This is a genomic window from Streptococcus sp. 2106 (assembly GCF_013277315.1).
Classification (GTDB): Bacteria; Bacillota; Bacilli; order Lactobacillales; family Streptococcaceae; genus Streptococcus; species Streptococcus pseudopneumoniae.
On sequence record NZ_VMMS01000129.1, the window covers coordinates 1 to 2,942 of the forward strand.

1 protein-coding gene, 8 tRNA genes and 2 pseudogenes are annotated in these 2,942 nt (G+C 40.7%); 3 read left to right on the plus strand and 8 right to left on the minus strand.

Annotation, left to right across the window (positions count from 1 at the left end):
• The 3 genes and pseudogenes from HT723_RS10855 to birA form a co-directional block, all read left to right on the plus strand.
• Positions 1 to 411, plus strand: a pseudogene (locus HT723_RS10855) (IS630 family transposase); the annotation flags it as partial.
• Positions 412 to 414: 3 nt separating this feature from the next.
• Positions 415 to 1,051: pseudogene (locus HT723_RS10860) on the plus strand (AraC family transcriptional regulator); the annotation flags it as partial.
• Entirely contained in the window at positions 1,048 to 1,983 is a 936-nt protein-coding gene (gene birA, locus HT723_RS10865) for a bifunctional biotin--[acetyl-CoA-carboxylase] ligase/biotin operon repressor BirA (protein ID WP_050223738.1), read from the plus strand. The pseudogene HT723_RS10860 and the gene birA, both read left to right, overlap by 4 nt.
• 226 nt (positions 1,984 to 2,209) lie before the next feature.
• Here the strand turns inward: birA and HT723_RS10870 are convergent.
• The 8 genes from HT723_RS10870 to HT723_RS10905 form a co-directional block, all read right to left on the minus strand.
• Positions 2,210 to 2,297 (minus strand) — tRNA-Ser (locus tag HT723_RS10870).
• A 6-nt stretch (positions 2,298 to 2,303) separates the two neighbouring features.
• Positions 2,304 to 2,377 (minus strand) — tRNA-Ile (locus tag HT723_RS10875).
• 35 nt (positions 2,378 to 2,412) lie between these two features.
• Positions 2,413 to 2,483: transfer RNA gene (locus HT723_RS10880), tRNA-Gly, on the minus strand.
• Positions 2,484 to 2,502: 19 nt separating this feature from the next.
• A tRNA-Phe gene (locus HT723_RS10885) sits at positions 2,503 to 2,575 on the minus strand.
• Positions 2,576 to 2,578: 3 nt separating this feature from the next.
• Positions 2,579 to 2,652, minus strand: a tRNA-Met gene (locus HT723_RS10890).
• 10 nt (positions 2,653 to 2,662) lie between these two features.
• Positions 2,663 to 2,752: transfer RNA gene (locus HT723_RS10895), tRNA-Ser, on the minus strand.
• A gap of 10 nt (positions 2,753 to 2,762) precedes the next feature.
• Positions 2,763 to 2,836 (minus strand) — tRNA-Ile (locus tag HT723_RS10900).
• A 13-nt stretch (positions 2,837 to 2,849) separates the two neighbouring features.
• A tRNA-Met gene (locus tag HT723_RS10905) sits at positions 2,850 to 2,923 on the minus strand.
• Positions 2,924 to 2,942: the final 19 nt, after the last annotated feature.

Sequence of the window (2,942 nt, forward strand, 5' to 3'; positions counted from 1 at the left end):
CCTTATGCAGGGGCTCCTAGAGGGGAGAAAGTCTATGAAAAGATTAGCGGACGTCGTTTTGAGCGAACTTCAATTGTTGCAGGACAAGTAGACGGAGAGTTTATAGCTCCCATGATTTACAAGAACAGCAGGACAAGCGATTTCTTTGGGGAGTGGTTCAAAACGCAACTCCTACCTGCTTTGAAGACACCTCATGTTATTATCATGGACAATGCTAGTTTTGATCCCAAGAACATTTTGGATGAACTCTGCATCCAAGATAAACACTTTTTCTTACCTCTACCGCCTTATTCACCAGATTTGAATCCTATTGAGCAAGCTTGGGCTATCTTGAAAAAGAAAGTAACAGATTTATTAAGGGAAGTCCCAACTATTTTTGAATGTTTGGAACGCTTTTTTAAAACTAAATAACTATATCAAGCAGATAGTAAAGAACCTTGGGCCTACTACTGGTTAGGAATCACTGGAGGGAAAGCTCCTGATTTTTTTGCTCTTTCTCAAATTTCTGATCAATCCTATCTCATCCAATCTGAAACTTGTCATACCCAGACTACTGCAAAACTCATCTCAGACATTGTTCGCTTCGCTCAGATTACAAAATCCAATGAATTAGCTCAACTCCATATCATGGGACAACTCCATGAACTGATGTTTCATCTGGGAACTATTGCTCCCAATCAGAAAAAAGAATATTTCATCAACCTACCAACTCTATCTTGAATGCAAACGATTAATTAATAGCCACTATCCTCAATCACTTACAATTCAAGATTTAACAAAAGAACTATCCGTTCACAGAAGCTACTTATCAAGCGTATTCAAAGAATTTAATACCTTATCACCCAAAGAATACCTACTCTACGTTCGAATGCACCGAGCTAAACAACTTCTCGAAAATACCCAAGAGTCCATCAAGGTAATTGCATATTCGGTAGGTTTTTCAGATCCACTCCATTTTTCAAAAGCTTATAAACAATACTTAAATCAGACCCCAAGTCATACAAGAAAAGAATCCTCTCAATACCAACTAGTGAGAAAGGCAACACTATGAAATCCTACCAAGCTGTCTATCAGATTCTAGCTAAAGAAAACGACTATATCAGCGGAGAAAAGATTGCAGAAGAACTATCACTGACCCGAACATCAATTTGGAAAGCCATCAGGCGCCTAGAACAAGAAGGCATTGAAATTGATAGTATCAAAAACAAAGGATATAAACTGATGAATGGTGACCTTATTCTTCCAGAGATTCTAGAAGAAAATCTTCCAATTAAAATCAGTTTTAAACCCGAAACAAAATCAACACAACTCGATGCAAAAGAAGCAATTGATTTAGGCTATGAAGCAAACACCCTCTATCTAGCTTCCTATCAAATAGCAGGGCGTGGCCGTTTTCAACGCTCCTTCTACTCTCCTCAAGGTGGCATTTATATGACCCTCCATCTTAAACCAAATCTTCCCTATGACAAATTACCGTCCTACACACTACTTGTAGCTGGAGCTGTCTACAAAGCCATTAAGAACCTAACTTTAATAGATGTCGACATAAAATGGGTCAATGATATCTACCTAAACAATCATAAAATTGGAGGAATTCTCACTGAAGCAATGACCTCTGTAGAAACAGGCTTAGTCACAGATATCATTATTGGAGTAGGTATCAATTTCACTATTAAAGACTTCCCTCAGGAATTAAAAGAAAAAGCTGCTAGCTTATTTAAAACTACAGCTCCAATAACAAGGAATGAATTAATCATAGAAATCTGGCGTGCTTTCTTCGAAACACCAGCAGATGAGTTATTATACCTATATAAAAAACAGTCATTCGTTCTTGGAAAAGAAGTTACTTTCACACTAGATCAAAAAGACTACAAGGGACTTGCTAAAGACATCTCTGAAAGTGGAAAACTTTTGGTGCAATGTGATAACGGAAAAGAAATCTGGCTCAATAGCGGAGAAATTTCTCTCAAGAGTTGGAAGTAATAATAAATTAGAACAACCATAAAATCGACAATATATAAAGATTTTAGCTTTTCTTCAACCCACTACAGTTGACAAAGAGCCTGAAAACTTCAAAAAACGGATTTTTAGGCTCTGAACATCAAAAAAGAAAGGACGAAATTTGTCCTTTCTCGAGCTTAGCTGACTTCAACCCACTACAGTTGACAAAGAGCCAAATGAAAAAGAGAGTTACAAACTCTCATTAAAACGGAGAATAAGGGATTCGAACCCTTGTGCCAGTTACCCGACCTAACGATTTAGCAAACCGTCCTCTTCAGCCTCTTGAGTAATTCTCCAATTAATGGGCACGAGTGGACTCGAACCACCGACCTCACGCTTATCAGGCGTGCGCTCTAACCACCTGAGCTACGCGCCCAAGTTAAAAAACTTGGTAATTTGAACAAAGTTCAAAGCGGGTGACGAGAATCGAACTCGCGACAACAGCTTGGAAGGCTGTAGTTTTACCACTAAACTACACCCGCATAAATACTATCAATAAAATGGCGCGAGACGGAATCGAACCGCCGACACATGGAGCTTCAATCCATTGCTCTACCAACTGAGCTACCGAGCCTTATTGCGGGAGCAGGATTTGAACCTACGACCTTCGGGTTATGAGCCCGACGAGCTACCGAGCTGCTCCATCCCGCGTTAATAAAAAAGGAGGATGTGGGATTCGAACCCACGCACGCTTTTACACGCCTGACGGTTTTCAAGACCGTTCCCTTCAGCCGGACTTGGGTAATCCTCCAATATTCAAATGGACCTTGTAGGACTTGAACCTACGACCACTCGGTTATGAGCCGAGAGCTCTAACCAGCTGAGCTAAAGGTCCGACAAGATCATTATAGCGGCGAAGGGGATCGAACCCCCGACCTCCCGGGTATGAACCGGACGCTCTAGCCAGCTGAGCTACACCGCCATGAATCGGGAAGACAGGA